18 protein-coding genes and 1 pseudogene are annotated in these 20,910 nt (G+C 73.9%); 11 read left to right on the top strand and 8 right to left on the bottom strand.

Translation table 11 applies throughout. The annotated features are described in order from the left end of the window. Positions 1 to 25: 25 nt before the first annotated feature. Positions 26 to 955, bottom strand: coding sequence for a class A beta-lactamase (gene bla, locus AQJ11_RS08490; RefSeq protein ID WP_014676814.1), 930 nt, complete (start codon positions 953 to 955; stop codon positions 26 to 28). A 125-nt stretch (positions 956 to 1,080) separates the two neighbouring features. Between bla and AQJ11_RS08495 the strand changes: the two genes are divergently transcribed. Both AQJ11_RS08495 and AQJ11_RS08500 read left to right on the top strand, forming a co-directional pair. After that, entirely contained in the window at positions 1,081 to 2,058 is a 978-nt protein-coding gene (locus tag AQJ11_RS08495; RefSeq protein WP_059262445.1) for a LysR family transcriptional regulator, read from the top strand. Positions 2,059 to 2,296: 238 nt separating this feature from the next. Further along, positions 2,297 to 3,256, top strand: a complete 960-nt coding sequence (locus tag AQJ11_RS08500; RefSeq protein ID WP_244218160.1) for a serine hydrolase — start codon at positions 2,297 to 2,299, stop codon at positions 3,254 to 3,256. A gap of 28 nt (positions 3,257 to 3,284) precedes the next feature. Here AQJ11_RS08500 and AQJ11_RS08505 read toward each other — a convergent pair whose 3' ends face one another. Both AQJ11_RS08505 and AQJ11_RS08510 read right to left on the bottom strand, forming a co-directional pair. Continuing rightward, positions 3,285 to 3,938, bottom strand: coding sequence for a response regulator (locus tag AQJ11_RS08505; RefSeq protein WP_014676811.1), 654 nt, complete (start codon positions 3,936 to 3,938; stop codon positions 3,285 to 3,287). After that, on the bottom strand, positions 3,935 to 5,086 hold the full coding sequence (locus AQJ11_RS08510; RefSeq protein WP_244218181.1) for a sensor histidine kinase: 1,152 nt from the start codon (positions 5,084 to 5,086) through the stop codon (positions 3,935 to 3,937). Before AQJ11_RS08510 ends, AQJ11_RS08505 begins: the two co-directional genes overlap by 4 nt. A gap of 241 nt (positions 5,087 to 5,327) precedes the next feature. Here AQJ11_RS08510 and AQJ11_RS08515 point away from each other — a divergent pair, with 241 nt between their 5' ends. Continuing rightward, on the top strand, positions 5,328 to 5,894 hold the full coding sequence (locus AQJ11_RS08515; RefSeq protein ID WP_014676809.1) for a GlcG/HbpS family heme-binding protein: 567 nt from the start codon (positions 5,328 to 5,330) through the stop codon (positions 5,892 to 5,894). 98 nt (positions 5,895 to 5,992) lie between these two features. Here the strand turns inward: AQJ11_RS08515 and katG are convergent, their stop codons facing one another. Then, the gene (gene katG, locus AQJ11_RS08520) at positions 5,993 to 8,218 is read right to left on the bottom strand and encodes a catalase/peroxidase HPI (protein WP_014676808.1); all 2,226 of its coding nucleotides are present in this window, start codon (positions 8,216 to 8,218) and stop codon (positions 5,993 to 5,995) included. A gap of 34 nt (positions 8,219 to 8,252) precedes the next feature. Further along, positions 8,253 to 8,690, bottom strand: coding sequence for a Fur family transcriptional regulator (locus AQJ11_RS08525; protein WP_014676807.1), 438 nt, complete (start codon positions 8,688 to 8,690; stop codon positions 8,253 to 8,255). A gap of 367 nt (positions 8,691 to 9,057) precedes the next feature. On the opposite strand from AQJ11_RS08525, the gene AQJ11_RS08530 reads away from it, so the two are divergent. Further along, positions 9,058 to 10,020: a coiled-coil domain-containing protein gene (locus AQJ11_RS08530; RefSeq protein ID WP_059262448.1), complete on the top strand. Its 963-nt coding sequence runs from the start codon at positions 9,058 to 9,060 to the stop codon at positions 10,018 to 10,020. 79 nt (positions 10,021 to 10,099) lie between these two features. After that, positions 10,100 to 10,213: pseudogene (locus AQJ11_RS08535) on the top strand (xanthine dehydrogenase); the annotation flags it as partial. A gap of 34 nt (positions 10,214 to 10,247) precedes the next feature. Here AQJ11_RS08535 and AQJ11_RS08540 read toward each other — a convergent pair. Both AQJ11_RS08540 and AQJ11_RS08545 read right to left on the bottom strand, forming a co-directional pair. Further along, on the bottom strand, positions 10,248 to 11,393 hold the full coding sequence (locus tag AQJ11_RS08540; protein ID WP_059262450.1) for a PP2C family protein-serine/threonine phosphatase: 1,146 nt from the start codon (positions 11,391 to 11,393) through the stop codon (positions 10,248 to 10,250). Further along, a complete protein-coding gene (locus tag AQJ11_RS08545; RefSeq protein ID WP_059262451.1) occupies positions 11,390 to 11,587 on the bottom strand; it encodes a hypothetical protein in 198 nt (65 codons plus the stop codon). Before AQJ11_RS08545 ends, AQJ11_RS08540 begins: the two co-directional genes overlap by 4 nt. A gap of 367 nt (positions 11,588 to 11,954) precedes the next feature. On the opposite strand from AQJ11_RS08545, the gene AQJ11_RS08550 reads away from it, so the two are divergent. The 6 genes from AQJ11_RS08550 (at position 11,955) to AQJ11_RS08575 (ending at position 18,465) form a co-directional block, all read left to right on the top strand. Further along, positions 11,955 to 13,130 carry an acyltransferase family protein gene (locus AQJ11_RS08550; protein ID WP_059262452.1) on the top strand — a complete coding sequence of 392 codons (1,176 nt, stop codon included), beginning with the start codon at positions 11,955 to 11,957 and terminating at the stop codon, positions 13,128 to 13,130. A 906-nt stretch (positions 13,131 to 14,036) separates the two neighbouring features. Continuing rightward, positions 14,037 to 14,930, top strand: coding sequence for an STAS domain-containing protein (locus AQJ11_RS08555; protein ID WP_059262453.1), 894 nt, complete (start codon positions 14,037 to 14,039; stop codon positions 14,928 to 14,930). Next, positions 14,927 to 15,307 (top strand): STAS domain-containing protein, encoded by a 381-nt coding sequence (locus tag AQJ11_RS08560; protein WP_058083291.1) that lies wholly within the window; start codon positions 14,927 to 14,929, stop codon positions 15,305 to 15,307. The genes AQJ11_RS08555 and AQJ11_RS08560 overlap by 4 nt, the downstream gene beginning before the upstream one ends. Continuing rightward, positions 15,307 to 15,753 carry an ATP-binding protein gene (locus tag AQJ11_RS08565; RefSeq protein ID WP_058083290.1) on the top strand — a complete coding sequence of 149 codons (447 nt, stop codon included), beginning with the start codon at positions 15,307 to 15,309 and terminating at the stop codon, positions 15,751 to 15,753. The genes AQJ11_RS08560 and AQJ11_RS08565 overlap by 1 nt, the downstream gene beginning before the upstream one ends. Before the next feature lie 5 nt (positions 15,754 to 15,758). Then, positions 15,759 to 16,814, top strand: coding sequence for an ATP-binding SpoIIE family protein phosphatase (locus AQJ11_RS08570; RefSeq protein ID WP_014676798.1), 1,056 nt, complete (start codon positions 15,759 to 15,761; stop codon positions 16,812 to 16,814). Next, complete coding sequence (locus AQJ11_RS08575) at positions 16,798 to 18,465, top strand: PP2C family protein-serine/threonine phosphatase (RefSeq protein WP_059262454.1); 1,668 nt, start codon at positions 16,798 to 16,800, stop codon at positions 18,463 to 18,465. Before AQJ11_RS08570 ends, AQJ11_RS08575 begins: the two co-directional genes overlap by 17 nt. A 66-nt stretch (positions 18,466 to 18,531) precedes the next feature. Here AQJ11_RS08575 and AQJ11_RS08580 read toward each other — a convergent pair whose 3' ends face one another. Continuing rightward, the gene (locus AQJ11_RS08580) at positions 18,532 to 20,814 is read right to left on the bottom strand and encodes a catalase (protein WP_059262455.1); all 2,283 of its coding nucleotides are present in this window, start codon (positions 20,812 to 20,814) and stop codon (positions 18,532 to 18,534) included. Positions 20,815 to 20,910 lie beyond the last annotated feature (96 nt).

Here is a 20,910-nt window from a genome sequence, read left to right on the forward strand (position 1 = left end):
TGAATCCCCGTACTGCTGCCCGGAGTTACTCGCCAGGGGCGAGGGTGCGGGCCACGACGGCCGCCGCGTCGGCGATCAGCGCCTCGTCCACCGGGGCGTCCGGGGTGCTCTTGCCGGACAGCACCGCCAGCACGACCGGGGTCCGCCGGGTCGTCCAGGCCACGCCGATGTCGTTGGCGGTCGCGTAATCGCCGGTACCGGTCTTGTCCGCCACGACCCACTCCTTCGGCAGCCCCTTGCGGAACCGTGCCGAGCTCGTGGTGTTGCCCTTCAGCCAGCCGACGAACCGCTCGCGGTCGGCGCGGGCGAGCGCCCGGCCCAGGGTGACGCGCTCCAGACTCGCGGCGATCGCCTCCGGGGTGGTCGTGTCGCGCGGGTCCCCGGGGACCGCGGTGTTCAGCTCCGGCTCCCACCGGTCGAGCCGGCTCACCTCGTCGCCGAGCGACCGGTAGAAGCGGGTGAGTCCGGCCGGGCCGCCCAACTCCCGGAGCAGCAGGTTGCCGGCCGCGTTGTCGCTGTACTGGATCGCCGCCGCACAGAGGTCGGCCACGGTCATGCCGGTCGCCAGGTTCTCCTCCGTGCGCGGGGAGTTGGGCAGGAGGTCGTGCGGCGGGTAGTGCACCACCCGGTCCAGCGGCGCGCACCCGGCCCGGTCGCGCAGGACCGCCGCCGCGGCGAACGCCTTGAACGTGGAGCACATAGCGAACCGCTCCCCCGCCCGGTGGGACACGGTCCGCCCGGTACGGACGTTGCGCGCGTACACGCCGAGCCGGGCACCGTAGCGTCGCTCCAGCTCGGCCAGCTCGGCGTGTCCGGCGCGCGACGCGGCGTCCGGGCTCGCGGAGGCGGCGGGCGCGGAGAGGGCGGTGGTGGTCACGGCGGCGCCGGTGAGCGCGAGGCCGGCCTTGATCAGGCGGCGGCGCGGCAGCCGGGTGGGGCGGTCGAGATCGGTCATGGGTGAGGTCCTCCCAAGTCGGCCCGTCATCGGGGTCGGTCGGCGGGGACAGCGAAACAGCGGGAGGCCACTCATGTCCAAGAGGGAACTTTGAAGATCCCATACCGTATTGATATGAGTGCAGGGTGGATCTCCTGGCACACCTGGAGGCGTACGTGGCGACGGCCGACGAGGTGAGCTTCTCCCGCGCGGCCGACCGGCTCGGAATCGCCCAGCCGCTGCTCAGCCGTCGCATCAAGACGCTGGAGGAACACTTCGGTGGCTCCCTCTTCGACCGGTCGCGGCGGCAGATCGTGACCACCGAGCTGGGGCTGCTGCTGCTCCCGTACGCCCGGGACGTGCTGGACCGGGCCCAGCGGCTGCGGCAGGTCGCCCGCTCGGCCCGGCGGTCCCGGGTGTGCGCCGTCGGTGTGCCCGCGGACTGCGCGCCCGCCGCGCTGGCCCGGGCCCTCCGCGCCGGCACCGAGCACGGGATCACCCTCGGCATGCGGGAACTGCCGCCCCTGGAGCGGGCCTCCGGGCTGGCCGACGGCTCGCTCGGGTACGCGCTGGTGCGCGAACCTCCGGAACAGGCCGCGTTCCGGGTGCCGTTGGGCCTGGCGTCCGCGCCGGTGCCGGAGGGCGACGGGGGCGGGGCCGCGCGGCGTACGGTCCACCTCGAAGAGCTACGGCCGCGCCGCGGTCGCGCCGCCGGACCCGCCGCACCGCCGCCCCTGCTGCTCCTGGCAGAGGACCAAGTGCCGTACTTCGAGGACCGGTTGTATCGGGCAGCCGCACGCGCCGGACTGCCCGAGAGCCGGATCCGGCCGGCCGGACCGGCGGCCACCGCGCTCGCCGAGACGCTCGCGGGGAGCGCGCTGCTGCTGTGCACCGAGCCGTTCGCGCGGCAGCACGGGGCCCATTGGAGACCCCTCGCCGACCCCGCCCTGCACCGGGGGTACGACGTGAGCGCCGCCCGGGGCCGCGACAGCGCGGGGACCGTACCCGGCTGGCTGGCCACGCTGCTGGTGTCGGCCGTGGACGCGGCGCCTGGCCGGCACGGGGGACCGGGGGCGGGGGTCGGCGCCGAGGACACCCGCGCGCGACTGGCGGCTCGCGGGTGAACGGGGCAGGGGCTTCGGGATGAGCGGGGCAGAGGCTTGCGGATGAGTGCGGGGAGGGCTCGCGGGTGAGCGGGGTAAAGGGTTCGCGGATGGGTGGGGGAAGGGGTTCGCGGATGAACGCAGCAAGCGGCTCGCCGATGAGCTCGGCGAACAGCTCACCGGGAGAGGCCCGAGGGGCGGTTTCCCGGCGGGCGCGGCAGACGCCGTGCCGGACGGCACGGCGGGCGGCGGCTGGCCGATGAGTACCGCACGCCGCTCACCGAGCAGCACGGCACCGGCGCACCGGCCGGTGTACGTCGGCGACGACCGGGCCCTGCTCGATGTCGCCGAGGGCATCGCCGCGGACTGGGCGGCGCTCGGCGTCCGTGGCTCCTTCCTCGCCCGTGACCTCGGCACCGGTGAGCAACTCGGTTTCGACATCGAGGAGTCGACTCCCCTGGCGTCGGTGGTGAAGGTGCCGCTCGCCCTGGTCGTGCTGGACCGGATCGCGCACGGGGACCTCGACCCGGCGCACCCGGTCACGGTGGATCCCGGCACCAGCAGCGTGGGCCCCACCGGGCTCGCCGCCTTCCGGTACCCGGCCACCGTGGCCGTCGGCGACCTGCTCGCGCTCATGCTGTCGGTGAGCGACAACGCCGCCGCCGACGCGCTGCTGGACCTGGTTCCGGTGACGGACGTCGACGCGCGGCTGCGCGCCTGGGGCTGCGACGGGATCCGGATGCGGCACCGGATGAACCACCTGTACGAGTGCGCCGCCGGTGCCGCCGGCAACGACTTCTCCCTGGCGCTGGAGCTGGCCGTCCGGGACGAGGCAGCGGGCCGGCACACCATCGAGACCCTGGACCCGGCTCATGCCAACGCCGGCTCGGCCGCGGCGCTCGTCGGCCTGCTGGAGCGCGTGTGGTGCGACGGCATCGCCGGTCCCGGGGCGACGGCGGAGCTGCGCCGGATGATGGGGCTCCAGGTGTTCACGCAGCGGCTGGCGAGCGAGTTGCGGACGGACACGCTGCGGTGGAGCGGGAAGACGGGCACGTTCCTGCATCTCCGGCACGAGATCGGGGTCGTCGAGGCGGAGTCCGGGGAGCGGGTGGCGATCGCCGCGCTGACCCGGGCCGGGCGGCGGGCGGGGCTGGCTCCGGACATCGACCTCGCGATCGGGGTGGCGGGGCGGGAGGCGTTCGAGGCGTTGCGGAAGTAGGGGGCCGGCCGGCGCTCTGTGACACCGGTCAGGGCAGCAGCCGTTGTTCCTTGGCCACCGCCACCGCGCCCGCCCTCGTGTCCACGCCGAGCTTGTCGTAGATGCGCCGCAGGTGTGTCTTCACCGTGGCCTCGCTGATGTAGAGGGCGCGGGCGATGGCGTGGTTGGAGAGGCCTCGCGAGAGGTGGCTGAGGATGTCCAGTTCGCGGGGTGTCAGGGTGGGGCGCGGATTGCGGAGACGGGACATGACACGGTCGGCGACCGGGGGCGAGAGGGCCGGGCGGCCCTGGGCGGCGGCGTGGATCGCCGTGAACAGGTCCTCGGCGCGCTCGGCCTTCAGCAGGTAGCCGGTGGCGCCCGCGTCGACGGCACGGGTGACGTCGGCGTCGGTGTCGTACGTGGTGAGGACCAGCACGTGCGGGGCGGACGGCTCGGCGCGCAGTCGGCGGGTGGTCTCGACGCCGTCGATGCCCTCGCCCAGCTGGAGATCCATGAGGACGACGTCCGGGGCGGTCTTGCGCGCAAGGGCGAGTGCCTCCTCACCGCTGCCGGCCTCGCCGACGACCTCGATGTCCGGGGCGCTGTGCAGGAGCGCCAGCAGTCCGGCGCGTACGACGGCGTGGTCGTCGCAGACGAGGATGCGCACCGGTGCCGGTGCGGCCGTCTCGGGGGTGTGGGTCATCTCGGCTCCAACGGGATCGCCGCCGACAGCGCGGTGCCCTCGCCGGGCGCCGACTCGATCGTGAGGGTGCCGCCCAGCTGGCTCAGGCGGGCGCGGATGGCGGGCAGGCCGTGGCCGCGCGCGTCGGCCGGGGCGGCTTCGGGGGCGGGCGGGGTGCGCGGCGTGCGCGGGTCGAAGCCGCGGCCGTCGTCCGTGACGTCGAGGACGATCTGGTCGTCCAGGCAGGTCAGGGTGAGGGTGGCGGTGGTGGCCGCCGCGTGTTCGCGGACGTTGGCGAGGGCGCCCTGGGCGATGCGCAGCAGGGCCGACTCCACGGGGGCGGGCAGCGGGACGGGCGGGCTGCCCTCGGTGTGGACGCGGACGGTGAGCGCGGGTGTCGTCTCGCGCTCGGCGACGGCACGCAGGGCCTGGAGCAGGCCGCCGCCCTCGGCCAGGTCGGCCGGGGTCAGGTCGTGGACGAAGCGGCGGGCCTCGGCGAGGCTGCGCTCGGCGATCGCCGCCGCCGTACGGACGTGGTCGCGAGCGGTGCCGGGCGCGGTGTCCCAGAGACGGTCGGCCGCCTGGAGCAGCATGCGCTGGCTCGACAGGCCCTGGGCGAGGGTGTCGTGGATCTCCCGGGCGAGCCGTTCGCGTTCGGCAAGGGTGCCCTCGCGACGCTCGGTGGCGGCGAGTTCGCGCCGGGTGCGGACCAGGTCGTCGATCAGGGCGTCCTGACGGGCCGCCTGACGCTGCATGACAACGAACACGGTGGTGGCCACGGCGGCCACCGCGGGCGGTGCCAGGAGCACGTTCGGGTCGGGCCAGCCGGCCAGGCCGAGCTGGGTGGCCACCGCGAGCGCGGTGAGGAGCGCGACCAGCGGGATCGCGGTGCGCGGCGGGAGGGTGCGCAGGCCGGTGTAGAAGAGCGGGACCGCGCACCAGGCGAAGCTCGGGGCGAGGACGACGAGGAGCGCCCAGGCGGCGACGACCAGGCCGAGCCAGGTGAGGCGGCGCGGCGTGGGCCGGGTGCCGAGGGCGGGGCCGAGGACGTAGAGCGCGGCCAACAGCGCGGACAGGGCGATCACCCAGGGGGTGTGCGGTCCGTCGGCGTGCCGGGCCAGGTAGCGGGCGACGGACGCGGACAGCAGCACGAAGAACGCCGTGTGCATGACGATGGTGAGGGCACGGGTGTCGTCGCGCTCGGGTACGGCCACCGCGAGCACCTCCCTCTCCGCGCTGAACTGGGCAAACACCCTCCATTGTGCCCACGCCCGGGACCTCCGGGGTCATCCGATCGGATGACACCCGGGGCATCCGGTCCGGCGACGGAACCCGGCCCGCACCGGGTCGAGGATCGGTTCCGGGAGCGACTCCGCCCCCGGCCCAGCCCCTACCGGAAGGTTCCTCAGCATGCCCAGCCGCAAGAAGCCGTCCCTGCGTGCCCGCGTTCTCGTCGGCGGCGCCGCCCTGGCCGTCGCCGGCGCCGGTGTGGTCGGCACGGTGGCCGCCAACGCCGCCGACTCCACGGACGCCACGCCCGCCGCCGCTCCCGTCGCGGCCCGCGGCGGAGAGCTGACCCAGAGCACCCACCTCACCCTGGACGCCGCGACGAAGGCGGCGCGCGCCGCGATCGAGGCGGCCGAGAAGGACGGCCGGCACGTGTCCGTGGCCGTCGTCGACCGCAACGGCAACACGCTGGTCACGCTGCGCGGAGACGGGGCGGGCCCGCAGTCGTACGTGTCCGCCGAGCGCAAGGCCTTCACCGCGGTGTCCTGGAACGCGCCGACCTCCGAGCTGACCGGGCGGCTGGCCCAGGCCCCGACCCTGAAGGACATCCCGGGCACGCTGTTCCTCGCGGGCGGTACGCCGGTGACCGCCAAGGGCGCCCCGGTCGCGGGCATCGGCGTCGCGGGCGCCCCGTCGGGCGACCTGGACGAGCGGTACGCGCGCGCGGGCGCGGCGGCGCTGGGCCACTGACACGCCCGGTACCGCCGGAAAGCAGGACGTCCGGGTCCGCCCAGCGGGGCGGACCCGGACGTGCTGTTCAACGGGTCAGGCGTGGTGGAACCGGTCGGTCAGACGAGGTCGAAGCGGTCCGCGTCCATGACCTTGTTCCAGGCGGCGACGAAGTCCTTGACGAACTTCTCCTTCGCGTCGTCGCTGGCGTAGACCTCGGCGAGCGCGCGCAGCTCGGAGTTGGAGCCGAAGACGAGGTCGGCACGGCTGCCGGCCCACTTCACCTCGCCGGTGGCGGCGTCGCGGCCCTCGAACGTGGTCTGGTCCTCGGAGGTCGCCTTCCACGCCGTACCCATGTCGAGCAGGTTGACGAAAAAGTCGTTGGTGAGGACGCCGGGCGTCGTGGTGAGGACGCCGAGCTGCGACTGCTGGTGGTTGGCGCCGAGGACGCGCAGGCCGCCGACCAGGACGGTCATCTCCGGGGCGCTCAGGCCCAGCAGGTTCGCCCTGTCGAGGAGCAGGTACTCGGCCGGCAGGCGGTTGCCCTTGCCCAGGTAGTTGCGGAAGCCGTCCGCGGTCGGCTCCAGCGCCTCGAAGGACTCGACGTCGGTCTGCTCCTCGGTCGCGTCGACACGGCCGGGTGTGAACGGCACCTGGATCTCGTGGCCGGCTTCCTTGGCGGCCTTCTCCACGGCGGCGGCACCGCCGAGGACGATGAGGTCGGCCAGGGAGACCTTCTTGGCGCCGGAGGAGGCGTTGAACTCCTGCTGCACGTTCTCCAGGGTGCGCAGCACCTGCGCGAGCTGGTCGGGGTCGTTGACCTCCCAGCCGCGCTGCGGGGCGAGGCGGATGCGGGCGCCGTTGGCGCCGCCGCGCTTGTCGCTGGCGCGGAACGTCGAGGCGGACGCCCATGCGGTGGTGACCAGCTGGGACACGGACAGGCCCGATTCGAGCAGCTTGGTCTTCAGGGTGGCGATGTCCGCGTCGTCGATCAGCTCGCCCTCGCGCTCCGGCAGCGGGTCCTGCCACAGCAGCGTCTCCTCCGGGACCTCCGGGCCGAGGTACAGCGACTTCGGGCCCATGTCGCGGTGGGTGAGCTTGAACCAGGCGCGGGCGAAGGCGTCCGCGAACTCCTCCGGGTTCTCGTAGAACCGGCGGGAGATCGGCTCGTAGATCGGGTCGAAGCGCAGCGCCAGGTCGGTGGTCAGCATCCGCGGGCGGTGCTTCTTCGACGGGTCGTGCGCGTCCGGGATGATCTCGGGAGCGTTCTTGGCCACCCACTGGTTGGCGCCGGCCGGGCTCTGCTCCAGCTCGTACTCGAACTCGAACAGGTTCTTGAAGAACCCGTTGCTCCACTGGGTCGGGGTGCTGGTCCAGGTGACCTCCAGGCCGGAGGTGATGGCGTCCCCGCCCTTGCCGGTGCCGTAGGTGCTCTTCCAGCCCAGGCCCTGGTCCTCCAGCGAGGCGGCCTCGGGGTCGGGGCCGACGTTGTCGGCGGGACCGGCGCCGTGGGTCTTGCCGAAGGTGTGACCGCCGGCGATCAGGGCGACGGTCTCCTCGTCGTTCATCGCCATGCGGCGGAACGTCTCACGGATGTCGCGGGCCGCGGCGATCGGGTCCGGGTTGCCGTTCGGGCCCTCGGGGTTGACGTAGATCAGGCCCATCTGCACGGCGGCGAGCGGGTTCTCCAGCTCGCGGTCGCCGGTGTAGCGCTTGTCGTCCAGCCAGGTGGTCTCGGGACCCCAGTAGACGTCCTCCTCCGCCTCCCAGACGTCGGCGCGGCCACCGCCGAAGCCGAAGGTCTTGAAGCCCATGGTCTCCAGGGCGACGTTGCCGGTGAGGATCAGCAGGTCGGCCCAGGAGATGCTCTGCCCGTACTTCTTCTTGACCGGCCACAGCAGACGGCGGGCCTTGTCGAGGTTGCCGTTGTCCGGCCAGCTGTTGAGCGGGGCGAAGCGCTGCTGGCCGGCCCCGGCGCCACCGCGGCCGTCGCTGATGCGGTAGGTGCCGGCGCTGTGCCAGGCCATACGGATCATCAGCGGGCCGTAGTTGCCGAAGTCGGCGGGCCACCAGTCCTGCGACGTCGTGAGCACCTCGGCGATGTCACGTTTCACGGCCGCGAGGTCAAGCGACTTGAAGGCCTCGGCGTAGTCGAAGTCCTCGTCGAGCGGGTTCGCCACGGCCGGGTTCTTCGCCAGGATCTTCAGGTTGAGCCGCTCCGGCCACCACTGGCGGTTGCCACCACCCTGGGCCGGGTACAGGGCCCGGTCGTGCGCGACGGGGCAACCGCCGCTCCCCTCCTCCGACTTCGCGTCTGTGACGATCGCGTCATGGTTCTCAGTCATGGAAAATCCTTCCGAACTGTGCGGAACTCGGTGCTCAGGAACTGCGGCCGGTGGAACAGTCGGGGCACAGGCCCCAGTACACGACCTCGGCCTCGTCGATGGTGAAGCCGTGGTCGTCCGCGGCGGTCAGGCAGGGCGCGTCGCCGACGGCACAGTCGACGTCGGCGACGGCGCCGCAGGACCGGCACACGACGTGGTGGTGGTTGTCGCCCACGCGCCCCTCGTAGCGGGCCGGGTGGCCGGCCGGCTCGATACGGCGGACGAGACCCGCCGCGGTGAGCGCGTGAAGAGCCTCGTAGACGGCTTGCAGGGAGATGTGGCCTACGCGATCGCGGACTCCGGAGGCGATCGCCTCAACGCCGAGGTGGTCGCCGTCCCGGACGGTCTCCAGCAGCGCGACGCGGGCTGCCGTCACGCGCAGGCCGGCACCGCGGAGCTCCTCGGCGGTGGTCGGGGTCGGGGACGCGGTCATGCGGCCGAACCTATCCTCATAAACACGAGGGATTCAAGAAAACGAACGGTGCAATTTTGGCCGTCTCTCGTCGCCCCGCGTCCACTTCCCCGCCCACCTTCCACCCGCCGCACCGCTCGCCAGGCGTTTACGCACGCATACATCCCCGGTCGGCCGAAGGCCGGTCCCGGGCGTTCCCGCTTCATGGTCCCCCGGATGGGCGCGATCCGCGCGGCGAGCCGAACGGTCCTGCGAACCGGTGACTCGGTGCGCGCGCCGCGCACCCTCCGGTGCGGGCCGCACAGCACGGGAGCCCGCAGAGCACATGGACCCGCCCGAGCGAGAAACCCGGAGCCCGTCATCGAGGTGGCCGTCGAGAGGGACGCTCATGGACCTGGACGCCGTCGTCGACGAGCTGTACGGGCTGCGGCCGGAGGAGTTCGTGGCCGCCCGCGACCGCCGGGTCCGGGATGCCCGCGAGGCCGGTGACCAGGCCCTCGCCAAGGAGATCGGCGCGTTGCGGCGGCCGAGCCTGGCCGCCTGGGTCAGCAATCTGCTGGTGCGCCGGCAGCCGGAAGAGGTCCAGCCGCTGCTCGGCCTCGGCGAGGAGCTGCGCCGCGCGCACCGCGAGCTGAACGGATCACAGTTGCGCAGGCTGGCCCGCCGGCAGAACGAGGTGATCGGCGCGCTGGGACGGCAGGCCCGGCGGCTGGCCGCACAGGCGGGGCATCCGGTGGGCGAGGGCGTCCAGCGCGAGGTCGAGGGGACCCTGCACGCCGCGCTCGCCGATCCGGAGGCCGCGCGGGAGTGGGCGGCGGGCCGGCTGGTGAAGCCGCTCAGCTCGGTGATCGGGTTCCCGGCGGCCGACGAGTCCCTGCTCGGCCGCCGACCCGCTCCCGAACCGAAGGCCCCCGCCCGGGGCGGGGGCCGCGAGGAAGAGGAGGACGAGGGCCGGCAGGAGGACAAGGCTCGGGAGGAGGCGGCCCGGAAGGAGAAGGCCCGGAAAGAGGACGAGGACAAGGCCCGGGAGGCTGAGGAACAACGACGACGCGTCGCCGAGGCCCGCGAGGCCGGGCGGGACCTGCGCGCACGCGAGGAGGAGGCCGACAGCGCCGCGCGGGCGGTGGAGGCGGCCGGCGCACGGCTGGCCGACGTGGAGGAGCGGGTCCGTGTGCTGCGGGAGCGGCTGCGGGACGCCGAGCAGGAGCAGCAGCGGGCCCGGGCCGCCGAGCGGGACGCGCGGGACCGGGAGCGGCAGGCCGGCCGCGCCGTCCGGGAGGCCCGGCGCCGGGCCGAGAAGGCCGTTGCGCGACTGGAGCGGCCCGCGACGGGTGCGGGTCCTCGCGGCTGACGGAGCGCTCCCCGGGTCTCGGCCAGGCGCTGCTGGAGGCCAACCACATGCACCCGACGACAGCGTGGTGTACCCGCTGGGCGTCGGGGAGATCGGTCAGGTCGGTGCCGCCGCCGCGATCGCGAACGCAGTGCACCACGCGACCGGCCGCCGGGTGCGGCGGGTCCCGATCAGCGTCGAAGACCTGCTGTGACGTCCGGCCGGATCGGGCCGCGCTGCTGCGTCCGTCAGCCGGCGGCGGGCGCCCCGTCGCGTTGGACGACCATCATGGCCATGTCGTCCCGGACCAGTCCGCCCGCGTGGTCGCGCAGGTCGGCGACGATCTCCCGCAGGAGGGGGCCGGGGTCGAGGCGGGACCACTTCGCCAGGCGTTCGGCGAGCGGGTAGAACCTGCCGTCGCCGTCGCGGGTCTCGGTGACGCCGTCGGTGTAGAGCAGGATCCTGTCCCCGTCGTGGAAGGGGAAGGTGGCCGCCGTGTAGGTGCTGTGGGACAGGGCGCCCAGACCGAGCGGCGGAGCCGGGTCGGTGACGTGGAGCGCGGTCGCGGTCCCGGAGGAGCGGCGCAGCAGGAGGGGCGGCGGATGCCCGCAGCTGATCATGTGCATCACCGGCTGGTCGTCCGGGATGTCGAGCACGACGGCGGTCACGAAGCGTTCCCCGACGTACGGATCGACGTCCGAGAACTCGTTGAGGCCCCAGTGGACGGCGTCCTCCACGTAGGCGACGAGTTCCGGCAGCGGGATCGGGCGGTGGGCGGCGGCCCGGAAGGCGCCCAGCACGATGGCGGTGTCGCTGATGGAGGCGAGTCCCTTGCCGCGGACGTCCCCGATGACCAGGCGGGTGGAGCGGGCGGTCCGGGCCGCGGCGTAGAGGTCGCCGCCGATGTAGGTGTCGGCCTCGGCGCTGTGGTACTCGCTGGCGAGGGACAGCGGTCCGGCGCGCGTGGGGAGCGGACGCAGGACGACGCGTTGTGCGGTGTCGGAGACGGCACGTGCTCTGAGCAGTTCCCGCCCGCGCCGGTCCCGCAGGCGGGTGGAGGCGACCAGCAGCGCGCAGAGCACCGCGAGCGTGCACAGTTCGACGAGGACGCTCTCGGTGGCGAGGGTCCTGCGCTCCGTGCCGGCGGCGATCAGCGCGAGGACGGAGAGCACGCCGACCAGCGCCGTGGCCCGCGGGCCGTAGGCCATGGCGGTGCAGGCGGTGGCGACGACCAGGAGGTGGGCGAGATGGATGTCCGACGGCAGGAACGCGTCGGCCGTCGGGATGGCGACGACCAGCAGCAGCGGAACGGCCAGCCAGAGCGGGTGGGGTGATCCCCGGTTCCAGGCCGGCGGGGCCTCGGTGGTGCGTGTCTTCGTCGTCGCAGCCGTCACGTCGTGCTCCGGTCCGTGGTGCGGGTTCCGTCGGCGCGGGATCCGCGTGGGGCGGCCGGGCCCCCGGCCGGAACCACGTCCCCGAGCCGCGCCGACAGGTCGGTGCCGGGCCGTACGCCGGGCCGGGTCAGCAGGGTGAACGCGACACCGGTGTTCGCCGAGATCCCCTCAAGGATCAGCGATCTATTGCTCACGTTATCAACGATACCAAGGGCCTATTTAATCGGAACATACTTACGAATTTCCGGATTCGCCGGGAGGGGTTCATGGCCGCCGCCGGCCCGAACCGGGTCAGGCCGGCGGCGGCCCGGTCGTCCTGCGGACCACCAGCTTGGGACCCAGCTCCGCCCTCTACTGCGCCCGCGCTCCTTCCACCTCTCCGGGGCACCGCGGTGAGCGTGCTCACCCGGGCGGGTGCACCGGGTCCCGCCGTCCGTGGCACGGACGGCGGTCCGTCGTTCGGCAGCAGTGTGATGTTTCCCGTGCGGCGTGAGGGACCGGGGGTCGGCGGGCAACGTACCCCTTCATGCCCCACGCGAACCCCCTGCGGCAGGTGATGTGATGACCACGGCGACGACTCCCGCGCTCCGGACGCCAGCCGCCCGGGCCGGCGCGGCGACCGCCGGGTCCGGCGCGCCGGCCGCCCTGCCCTCCCTGCCGTCTCTCACCGGGCTGCGCTGGATGGCGGCGCTGCTGGTGTTCGGACTGCACGTGCACAACTTCGGCTGGTTCGGCGGCACCGGTGGCCGCCTCGTGTCCTGGGCCTTCGGCGCCGGCGCCACCGGAGTGTCGTTCTTCTTCGTCCTGTCCGGATTCGTGCTGACCTGGTCGGCGCGGCCCCGCGACCGGGCGCTCGCCTTCTGGCGGCGGCGCGTCGCCCGGATCTACCCGGTGCACCTGGCCACCCTCGTCGTCGCCCTCGTCATGGCGTGCACGCTGACGCACCAGGCACGGCCGACGGCGAAGCAGACGCTGGGGAACGCGCTGCTGCTGCACTCCTGGTGGCGGCCGTGGTGGCAGACGCTGAACCCGGTGAGCTGGTCGCTGGCCTGCGAGGCGTTCTTCTACGCCGCCTTCCCGCTGCTGATCCTGCTGCTGCGCCGGCTCGGGGCGCGCGGCTCGGCCGCGCTGGGCGGACTGTCGGTGGCGGCGGTCCTGCTGCTGGCCTGGGCGGACGCCCACCACTGGTGGACCTACTCGGTCTACTCGTTCCCCGCCGCGCGGCTGCCCGAGTTCGTGCTCGGCGCGGTCACCGCGCGGCTGGTGCTGCTCGGCCGCTGGCGCGGACCCGGCCTGGAGGCCTCGCTCGCCCTGGCCGTCATCGGCTATTTCATGGTCCCGCAGGTCACGCCCGGCTACTCCGCCACCGTGTGCACCCTCGCCGGCTTCGCCCTGCTCATCCCGGCGGCGGCGGTCGCCGACCTGCACGGGCTGCCGTCCCTGTGGCGGCGCCGGCGGATGGTACGGCTGGGGGAGCTGTCGTTCGCCTTCTACATGGTCCACCTGCTGGTCCTGCGCGCCGCGACGGAGTTCCTGGGCAAGAAGCCGCACTTCGGCGCCCTGGCGGGGCTGGCGGTCACCGCCGCCGCGTTCACCGTGTCGCTCGCCCTGTCCTGGGTCCTGTACGAGGGGGTGGAGCGCCCGGCACGGCGCCTGCTGCTGCGCCGTCGCCGCCCTTCTGCGCAGCCGGACCCCGCACCGGTCCGCTCCGAGGCCCCGGCACCGGCGCGTGACTGACCCCCGCGGTCGCGGCCGGTCGCACGCACGGGTGACGTCCGCAACAGCGAGGAGAGTCGCGCGGGTTTCGGGGTAGGCGGCTCACCGACACCGGCCCGGCGGCACACACCGGCGGGCCGGCACCACGTGAACGCACCGAAGGAGCCGAATCGACGTGCGCGGGAAGCAGACCGGGACGAGCCGGCGGCCGAGCACGGCCGGGCCGTCGCCCACCCCTGCCCGCCGACTGGTCCGCACGATGGCGCAACCCCACGCTCCACACCGCGGCACGGAATCCTGCGGCGCGGCCCACGCTCCGCACGGCGGCACCAGGTCCTACGGCACGGCCGGCACTCTGGACCACGGTCCGAAGCCCTACGTCCCGGCCCCCACTCCGGACCCCGGCACGAGGTCCTGCGGCACGGCCCACGCTCCGGATCACGGCGTGGCGGCCCACGGCCCGACCCGTACGCGGCACACCGGCACGGCGGCTCCCGGCCACGCCCGTACGCCACACCGCGACACCGCGGGCCACCGCCCGGCACCGGCCCCGCACCACGGCACGGCGGCCCCTGGCCGAGCCGCGGACCCGCGCCACGGCACAGCGGCGTACGCCCCCGCCCGCCCGGCACCCCCGTGCCCCGGTCGCGTCGGCCGCCCCGTTCGGGACGGCACCCGGCGTCGTGGCCGTCCGGCCGTGTCGGCGCCCGGGGTCGCGGCCCCGGCCCGCCGGAGGACGCGGCGGCCGGCTGCGCCCCCGCTGTCGGCGGGGTCCGCACGGGGTCCCTGGTCAAACGACCCTGACCTGGGGAAAGTTGCCGGGACCGGGTTTGGAGCGGCCAGACTGCGGAGGCTACGGTGGGCGGTCGGCAATGATCGGTACGGGGAGCCGGCCGACCGGCGGACCTGGCTGTGCGAGAGGAGAGGATGAGAGTGCCCGAGCAGGACGCGGCCGCATCGGCCCCGCAGGTGGTGAGTGCCTTCCTGGAACGGCGCAAGGAGCAGATCGCCCAGCGCTGGGCCGACGCCCCCCTGTTCCGCTCGGTCTTCACCGTCTCCCGTGACGAGGCGGTCGAGGCGTGCAAGGCCGTGGTGGAGGCGCTGTCCGACGTGGCCGTCGGCGGACGGCTGGAGGACATCACGGCGCCCGGCTTCGCGCCGGTGCGTGACCAGTTGGGGCGGATGACCCAGACCCGGACCCGCGCCGGATCCACCCCGGCCCAGATCGCCGACGAGGTGGCCGGTCTGCGCGTGCCCGCGGTCGACCTGCTGCGCGAGGAGTTCGCCGACCCCGCCACCCCGCAGGCCCAGGAGAGCGTGATGGCGCTGACGCTGCTGCTCGGCACGCTGCGCCTGGTGGTGATGGAGACGGCGCTGGACGCGAACGCCGAGCTGATCGAGCGGCAGCGCCAGCAACTGCTCGAAGTGGCCACCCCCGTCATCAAGTTGTGGGAGGGCACGGTCGCCGTACCCCTGATCGGGACGCTGGACAGCGCGCGCAGCCAGGTCGTGATGGAGTCGCTGCTGGAGGCCATCGTCGACCAGCGGGCCCGCTACGCCATCCTGGACATCACCGGCGTGCCGACGGTCGACTCGCTCGTCGCGCAGCACCTGATGAAGACGGTGGCCGCGGCACGTCTGATGGGCGCGGAGTGCATCGTGTCCGGGATCCGCCCGGCCATCGCGCAGACCATCGTGCAGCTCGGCATCGACCTGGGCTCGGTGCTCACCCGCGCCTCGCTGTCCGACGCGCTGGCCTACGCGCTGGGCAAGCAGGGCATCGAGGTGTCCCGTGCGGACGCGGGTGCGAGCGCCCGGTGAACCAGCCCACTCCCGCCCAGCCGTCCCAGGTCCCGGTGCTCGCCCTGGGCGACGTCCTGCTGGTCTCCTTGCAGGGCGAGCTGCACGACGGCATGGCCGAGCAGCTCCAACATGACATCACCAACCGCATCGCCACCAGCCGGGTGACCGGTGTGGTCCTCGACATCTCCGGCGTGGACATCGTCGACTCGTTCCTCGGCCGGGTCCTCGCGGAGATCGCCTCCACGGCCGGCCTGCTGGCCGCCCGTACGGTCCTGGCCGGTATGCGGCCCGCCGTCGCGATCACCCTCGTCGAGCTGGGGCTCACCCTGCCCGGCCTGGTCACCGCGCTGGACGTCGACCGTGCCATGGAACTGCTGTCGCAGAGGGGGAGCTGATGCGGTCGTCCGGCCAGGTCTCCGCCACGAGCCTGCCCATCGGCTCGGACGCGGATCTGGCCTGGGTCCGGCAGCAGGTGCGGCAGTGCGCGGCGCAACTCGGCTTCGGTCTGGTGCAGCAGACCAAACTGGTCACGGCGGCGAGCGAGCTGGCCCGCAACACGCTGGTGCACGGCGGCGGCGGGCGGGCGGAGATCACGCCGCTGGACAACGGCCGCAGCCGGGGGCTGCGCATGTGTTTCATCGACAGCGGTCCGGGCATCCGCGACCTGGAACTGGCCATGACCGACGGCTACACCACCGGCGGCGGCCTCGGACTCGGGTTGAGCGGAGCGAAGCGGCTGGTGCACGAGTTCAGCGTGGACACCGAGCCCGGACGGGGCACGACCGTCACCGCCGTCGCCTGGGTGGCCCAGGTGCCCTCGTCGCGTCCGGGGGTGGGATGAGCCGGGTGTGGGAGATCCCGGTGCACGACTCCACGCGTGTCCGGGACGCCCGGATCGCGGCCCGTGAGGCGTGCGGACAGGCGGGCCTCGCCGTCGCGCGCACGTCGGCCGCGGAGCTGGTCGCCACCGAGCTGGCCACCAACCTGCTCAAACACGCCGGCGGGGGCCACATGGTGGTCAACCTGGTGGCGGCGCCGGCCGTCGGCGGGGAGGCCGTGTCGGTACAGCTCTTCACGCTCGACCACGGCCCGGGCATCGCCGACGTCGGTGCCGCGCTGCGGGACGGCTGGTCCACCGCCGCCGGCTCGCTCGGCGCGGGTCTGGGCAGTTGTCAGCGCAGCGCCAACGCCTTCCACCTGTACAGCCTGCCGGGCCGGGGGACGGTCGCGGCGGCGCGGATCGACCCCGAGCCCGGCAGACGCGGGACACCGGCGGCACCGGTGCCGGCGGGCGGGATCACCACCGCCCTCGCGCAGGCCGAGCAGAGCGGTGACGCGTGGAGCTGGGTGCGCTCCGGGAGTCTGGTGACGCTGCTGCTCGCGGACGGCCTGGGGCACGGTCCGAAGGCCGCGCACGCCTCCACCGCGGCGGTGGCGGAGCTGCGCCACGCCGCCCATCTGCCGCCGGCCGACATCCTGCGCCGGCTGCACATCGCGCTGCGGCCCACCCGGGGCGCCGCGGTCACGGTCGCCCAGGTGGACACGGACCGGGGGGAACTCAGCTTCGCGGGCGTCGGCAACGTGGGCGCCCGGGTGCGCACCGGGGACTCCTGGACGTCCCTCGTCTCCCATCCGGGGATCGTCGGCGCGTACTTCCCGGCGCACGTGCCCGTGCGCCGGGTGCCGTGGCACCGGGACAGCCTGCTCGTCGTGCACAGTGACGGACTGCCCAGCCGGTGGCGTCCGCCGGAGGACCCCCGGTTGCTGGCCCACGACCCGTCGGTGGTGGCCGGGGCCATCCTGCGCGACGCGGGCAGTCCGGCCCGCCCCGCACGCGACGACACCAGCGTGGCCGTACTGGCCCCCGACCGCCGGACCAGCGCCCATGACAGCCGCCTCTGAGAACTGGACCATCGCCTCCGCCGTCGACGCGGCCCGCGCCCGTGCCCTGCTGGCCCGGCTCACCACGGACGCCGGGGTGCCCGCGCTCGACCGGGCCCGCTTCCTGAGCGCGCTCGGCGCCCGGCTGCGCCGCGCCGTCGACGCCGGCGGCGCGGACCTCGCGGTCGCCGCCGAGGCGGACGGGAAGCTGCGGGTCGCCCTGGACGGGCCGGAGCCCTGGCAGGACACGCTCGTCTGCCCCTCCCCCGTGGCCGGCCCGCTGCCCGGCCTGGACGACGCCCCGCTCGCCGAGGCGGTGCTGGGCGCCGACGAGGACACCGCCGCCCTGCTGGCGCACCTGGCGGAGCGGGAGAAGCTGCTGCGGTTCCACCGGGAGGAGCTGCACCAGACCAACCAGGGCGTGCTGGCGCTGCACGCCGAGCTGGAGGCGGCGGCGCTGGCGCAGCGCGAGCTCCTCGACGCGGAGCGGGCGGCGCGCGCGGAGGCGGAGAAGGCCCGCCGGCTGCTGACCTTCCTGGCCAACGCGAGCGCGGTGCTGAACGCCTCCCTCGATCACGAGGACATCCTGCGCCGGCTGCCCGAGCTGCTGGTCCCGGAGTACGCGCGGCACGTCGACGTCTGGTTCGTGGACGACGAGCGGATCCCGCCGGCCGAGCGGACGGCGGCCACGGTGACGGCGGCGCGCACCGGGCGTCCGCAGCACGCGGGCCCGCACCCCGGTGACCTCCCCGGCGTGGACGACCTGCCGGCCTCCGCGCTCTTCCCGGACCGGCCGCTGCTGTGCCTGCCGCTCGGCGCGCGCACCGTGCAGGGGGTGCTGACCCTGGCGGCGCCCGGCGAGCGTTTCGACCCGGACACCACCGTGATGCTGCTGGAACTGGCCCGGCGGGCGGGCATCGCCCTGGACAACGCCCGCCAGTACGAGCAGCACCGGGACGTGGCCGAGGCCCTGCAACGGGCCCAGCTGACCGAGCTGCCCGCCACCCCGGGCCTCGACCTGGCCGCGCGCTATCTGCCGGCGACGCACGGTCTGAACATCGGCGGCGACTGGTACGACGCGTTCCCGCAGCCGGACGGCAGTGTGCTGGCGGTGATAGGGGACGTCACGGGGCACGGGCTGCGCGCGGCGGTGATCATGGGCCAGCTGCGGACCGCGCTGCGCGCCTACGCCGTCGAGGGCAACGGCCCGGCACGCATCCTCACCCTGCTGCACCGGATGCTCCGCCATCAGCAGCCGGAGCTGTACGCGACCTGTGCGATCGCCCGGTTCACGCCCGGGGAGCCCGGTGTGGTGTGGGCGGCGGCCGGGCATCCGCCGGCCATCGCGCGCGGCCCGCACGGCGAGGTGCGGGTGCTGGAGGCCAGACCGGGGATCATGCTGGGGGTTCCGATGGCGTTCTCGTACGAGGAGCACACCCTGGAGCTTCCGGTGGGCTCGACGCTCGCGCTGTACACGGACGGGCTGGTGGAGCGGCGGTCGGCCGGGATCGACGCGGGCATCGACCGCCTCGCCCAGGCCATGGGGGCGCTCGGCCGGTCGGATCTGGCGGATCTGGACGGGGCGGCCGACGCGCTGCTCAAGCCGATGCTGCACGACTCCGAACACGACGACGACATCTGCCTGTTGCTGTGCCGCACCACCCTTGAGTGAGCGGCCCCGCGCCGGCTCCCGGTGTCATGGGGAGCCGGCGCGGGTCCGGACGGATGTCCGGGGCCGTCAGGCGGCGGACGGGAAGCGTTCCCAGACCCGGTGGGTGCCGAGCAGCTGGGTGAGCTGCTGGAGCGCGGCGGTGGCGGTGTCGTCGGCGACGACACCGGGTGCCTCCAGCGGGATGCCGGCCGCCTCCAGGGCGCTCTGCCCGCGCTTGGCGGCGCCGATGGCCTTTCCGTGCCGGAAGGCTTCCGCCAGCAGCAGCCCCACCCGCGGGTCGGGGGTGGCCTGGTGGCCGTTGGGCTGACCCGCCTTGGCGTCCCGGGCTCCGTAGGCGTCGGCGCCCACGCCGGGGGTGCCGGCCACCAGCAGCGCGTCGAACTCCACGGAACGCGCGGTGGCGTAGGTCCGCTGCACGGTCAGGGCGTCCGCGCCGTCGCCGAGGGTGCCGCCGGCCGGTGCGACGATCAGCGGGACCATGCCGCCGTCGAGCACCTGCTGGCGTACGGCCCGTACGCCGTCCAGGTCGCCGTCGGGGCCGGTGACGATGCCGATGATCCGGCCGTCGGTGGGCCAGGTCTGCCCGACCTGGGAGAGGGCGGGGCTGGGCTCGACGTCGGCGAGCGGCACCGTCGGCGCGGGGGCGGGCAGGCCGAGGCCGGCGGCGACGCCCTCGCACAGCTCCGGGTCGATGTTGGCCAGGACCTTCAGGGCCCGTTCCCGGATGGCCTGTTCGTAGCACTTGGCGAGTTCGAAGGTGTAGGCGCCGATGATGTGCTCGCGCTCGGGCGGGCTCATGCTCAGCCAGAACCTGCGGGGCTGACTGAAGTGGTCCTGGAACGACTCGGGCGCGTCGCGGACCTTGGTCGCCTCGGGGACGCGGACGGGGGTCTCGACGTACGCGCCTTCGAGGTCCGCCCCGGGGGTGAACGGGCAGCCGCCGTCGAGGGAGTTGGGGCGGTAGGGGGCCACACCGCGGTGGACGGCTGTCTGGTGGAAGCCGTCGCGCAGCATGTCGTTGACGGGTGAGTGCGGCCTGTTGATCGGGATCTGCGGGAAGTTGGGGCCGCCGAGCCGGGTGATCTGGGTGTCCAGGTAGGAGAAGAGCCGGCCGGCGAGCAGCGGGTCGTCGGTGATGTCGATGCCGGGGACGAGGTGGCCGACGTGGAAGGCGACCTGCTCGGTCTCGGCGAAGAAGTTCGACGGGTTGCGGTCGAGGGTGAGCAGCCCGATCGGCTGCACGGGGGCCAGTTCCTCGGGGACGATGTTCGTCGGGTCCAGCAGGTCGATGCCCTCGAAGGTCTGGTCGGGGGTGTCGGGGAAGGTCTGGATGCCGAACTCCCACTGCGGGTAGGCGCCCGCCTCGATGGCGTCGTAGAGGTCGCGGCGGTGGAAGTCGGGGTCGACGCCGTTGATGATCTGGGCCTCCTCCCACACCAGGGAGTGCACGCCCAGCTTCGGCTTCCAGTGGAACTTCACGAGGGTGGTCCCGCCCTCGGCGTTCACCAGGCGGAAGGTGTGGACGCCGAAGCCCTCCATCGTGCGGTAGGAGCGGGGGATGCCCCGGTCGGACATGTTCCACAGGGTGTGGTGGGTGGCCTCGGTGTGCAGGGTGACGAAGTCCCAGAAGGTGTCGTGGGCGCTCTGCGCCTGCGGGATCTCCCGGTCCGGGTGCGGCTTGCCGGCGTGGATGACGTCCGGGAACTTGATGGCGTCCTGGATGAAGAACACCGGGATGTTGTTGCCGACGAGGTCGAAGACGCCCTCGCTGGTGTAGAACTTCGTCGCGAAGCCGCGGGTGTCGCGGACGGTGTCGGAGGAGCCACGGGAGCCGAGCACGGTGGAGAAGCGGACGAACACCGGTGTCTCGACGTCCTCGGCGAGGAAGGCCGCCTTGGTCACGTTGGCGGCGGTGCCGTAGCTGCGGAAGACGCCGTGCGCGCCGGCGCCGCGGGCGTGGACCACGCGCTCGGGGATGCGCTCGTGGTCGAAGTGCATGACCTTCTCGCGCAGGTGGTGGTCCTGGAGGAGCACCGGTCCGCGGGGGCCCGCCTTGAGCGAGTGGTCGGTGTCGTAGAGCCGGGTGCCCTGGGCGTTGGTCAGGTAGCTGCCGCTCTGTGCCATCCGCGCCTGGTCGGCGCCGGTCGGCTGCCCGGTCGGCGAGACGGTGGCCGGGCCGCTCTGGTCGGGCTTGGGCGGGTACGGCTCATGGGGGTCGGTCGGCTCGGCGACCGGCGGCGACTTGGGTCCCGGCTTGCCCGGGATGCCGTCCTCGGGGCCCGCCGGCCCGCCCTGCAAGGCGTCCGCCACCTTGTCCGCCGCTCGCTTCAGAGGGTTCGTCTCGCTCATCAGTTCCAATTCCTTCGCTGGTCACGGGGGCGGGCCCGGCTGGGGCGAGGCGGGTGCCCGAGGCGCGGCCGGGCCCGCCGGGGCATGGCCGGCACC

The organism is Streptomyces corchorusii (assembly GCF_001514055.1).
GTDB classification, from domain to species: Bacteria; Actinomycetota; Actinomycetes; order Streptomycetales; family Streptomycetaceae; genus Streptomyces; species Streptomyces olivaceoviridis.

What these genes read in the sequence shown, in the direction of transcription:
- bla (WP_014676814.1), bottom strand. Translation starts at nt 955, where the DNA reads ATGACCGATCTCGACCGCCCCACCCGGCTGCCGCGCCGCCGCCTGATC.
- AQJ11_RS08500 (WP_244218160.1), top strand. Translation starts at nt 2,297, where the DNA reads ATGAGTACCGCACGCCGCTCACCGAGCAGCACGGCACCGGCGCACCGG.
- AQJ11_RS08505 (WP_014676811.1), bottom strand. Translation starts at nt 3,938, where the DNA reads ATGACCCACACCCCCGAGACGGCCGCACCGGCACCGGTGCGCATCCTC.
- AQJ11_RS08510 (WP_244218181.1), bottom strand. Translation starts at nt 5,086, where the DNA reads ATGCACACGGCGTTCTTCGTGCTGCTGTCCGCGTCCGTCGCCCGCTAC.
- AQJ11_RS08515 (WP_014676809.1), top strand. Translation starts at nt 5,328, where the DNA reads ATGCCCAGCCGCAAGAAGCCGTCCCTGCGTGCCCGCGTTCTCGTCGGC.
- katG (WP_014676808.1), bottom strand. Translation starts at nt 8,218, where the DNA reads ATGACTGAGAACCATGACGCGATCGTCACAGACGCGAAGTCGGAGGAG.
- AQJ11_RS08525 (WP_014676807.1), bottom strand. Translation starts at nt 8,690, where the DNA reads ATGACCGCGTCCCCGACCCCGACCACCGCCGAGGAGCTCCGCGGTGCC.
- AQJ11_RS08530 (WP_059262448.1), top strand. Translation starts at nt 9,058, where the DNA reads ATGGACCTGGACGCCGTCGTCGACGAGCTGTACGGGCTGCGGCCGGAG.
- AQJ11_RS08550 (WP_059262452.1), top strand. Translation starts at nt 11,955, where the DNA reads ATGACCACGGCGACGACTCCCGCGCTCCGGACGCCAGCCGCCCGGGCC.
- AQJ11_RS08555 (WP_059262453.1), top strand. Translation starts at nt 14,037, where the DNA reads ATGAGAGTGCCCGAGCAGGACGCGGCCGCATCGGCCCCGCAGGTGGTG.
- AQJ11_RS08565 (WP_058083290.1), top strand. Translation starts at nt 15,307, where the DNA reads ATGCGGTCGTCCGGCCAGGTCTCCGCCACGAGCCTGCCCATCGGCTCG.
- AQJ11_RS08575 (WP_059262454.1), top strand. Translation starts at nt 16,798, where the DNA reads ATGACAGCCGCCTCTGAGAACTGGACCATCGCCTCCGCCGTCGACGCG.
- AQJ11_RS08580 (WP_059262455.1), bottom strand. Translation starts at nt 20,814, where the DNA reads ATGAGCGAGACGAACCCTCTGAAGCGAGCGGCGGACAAGGTGGCGGAC.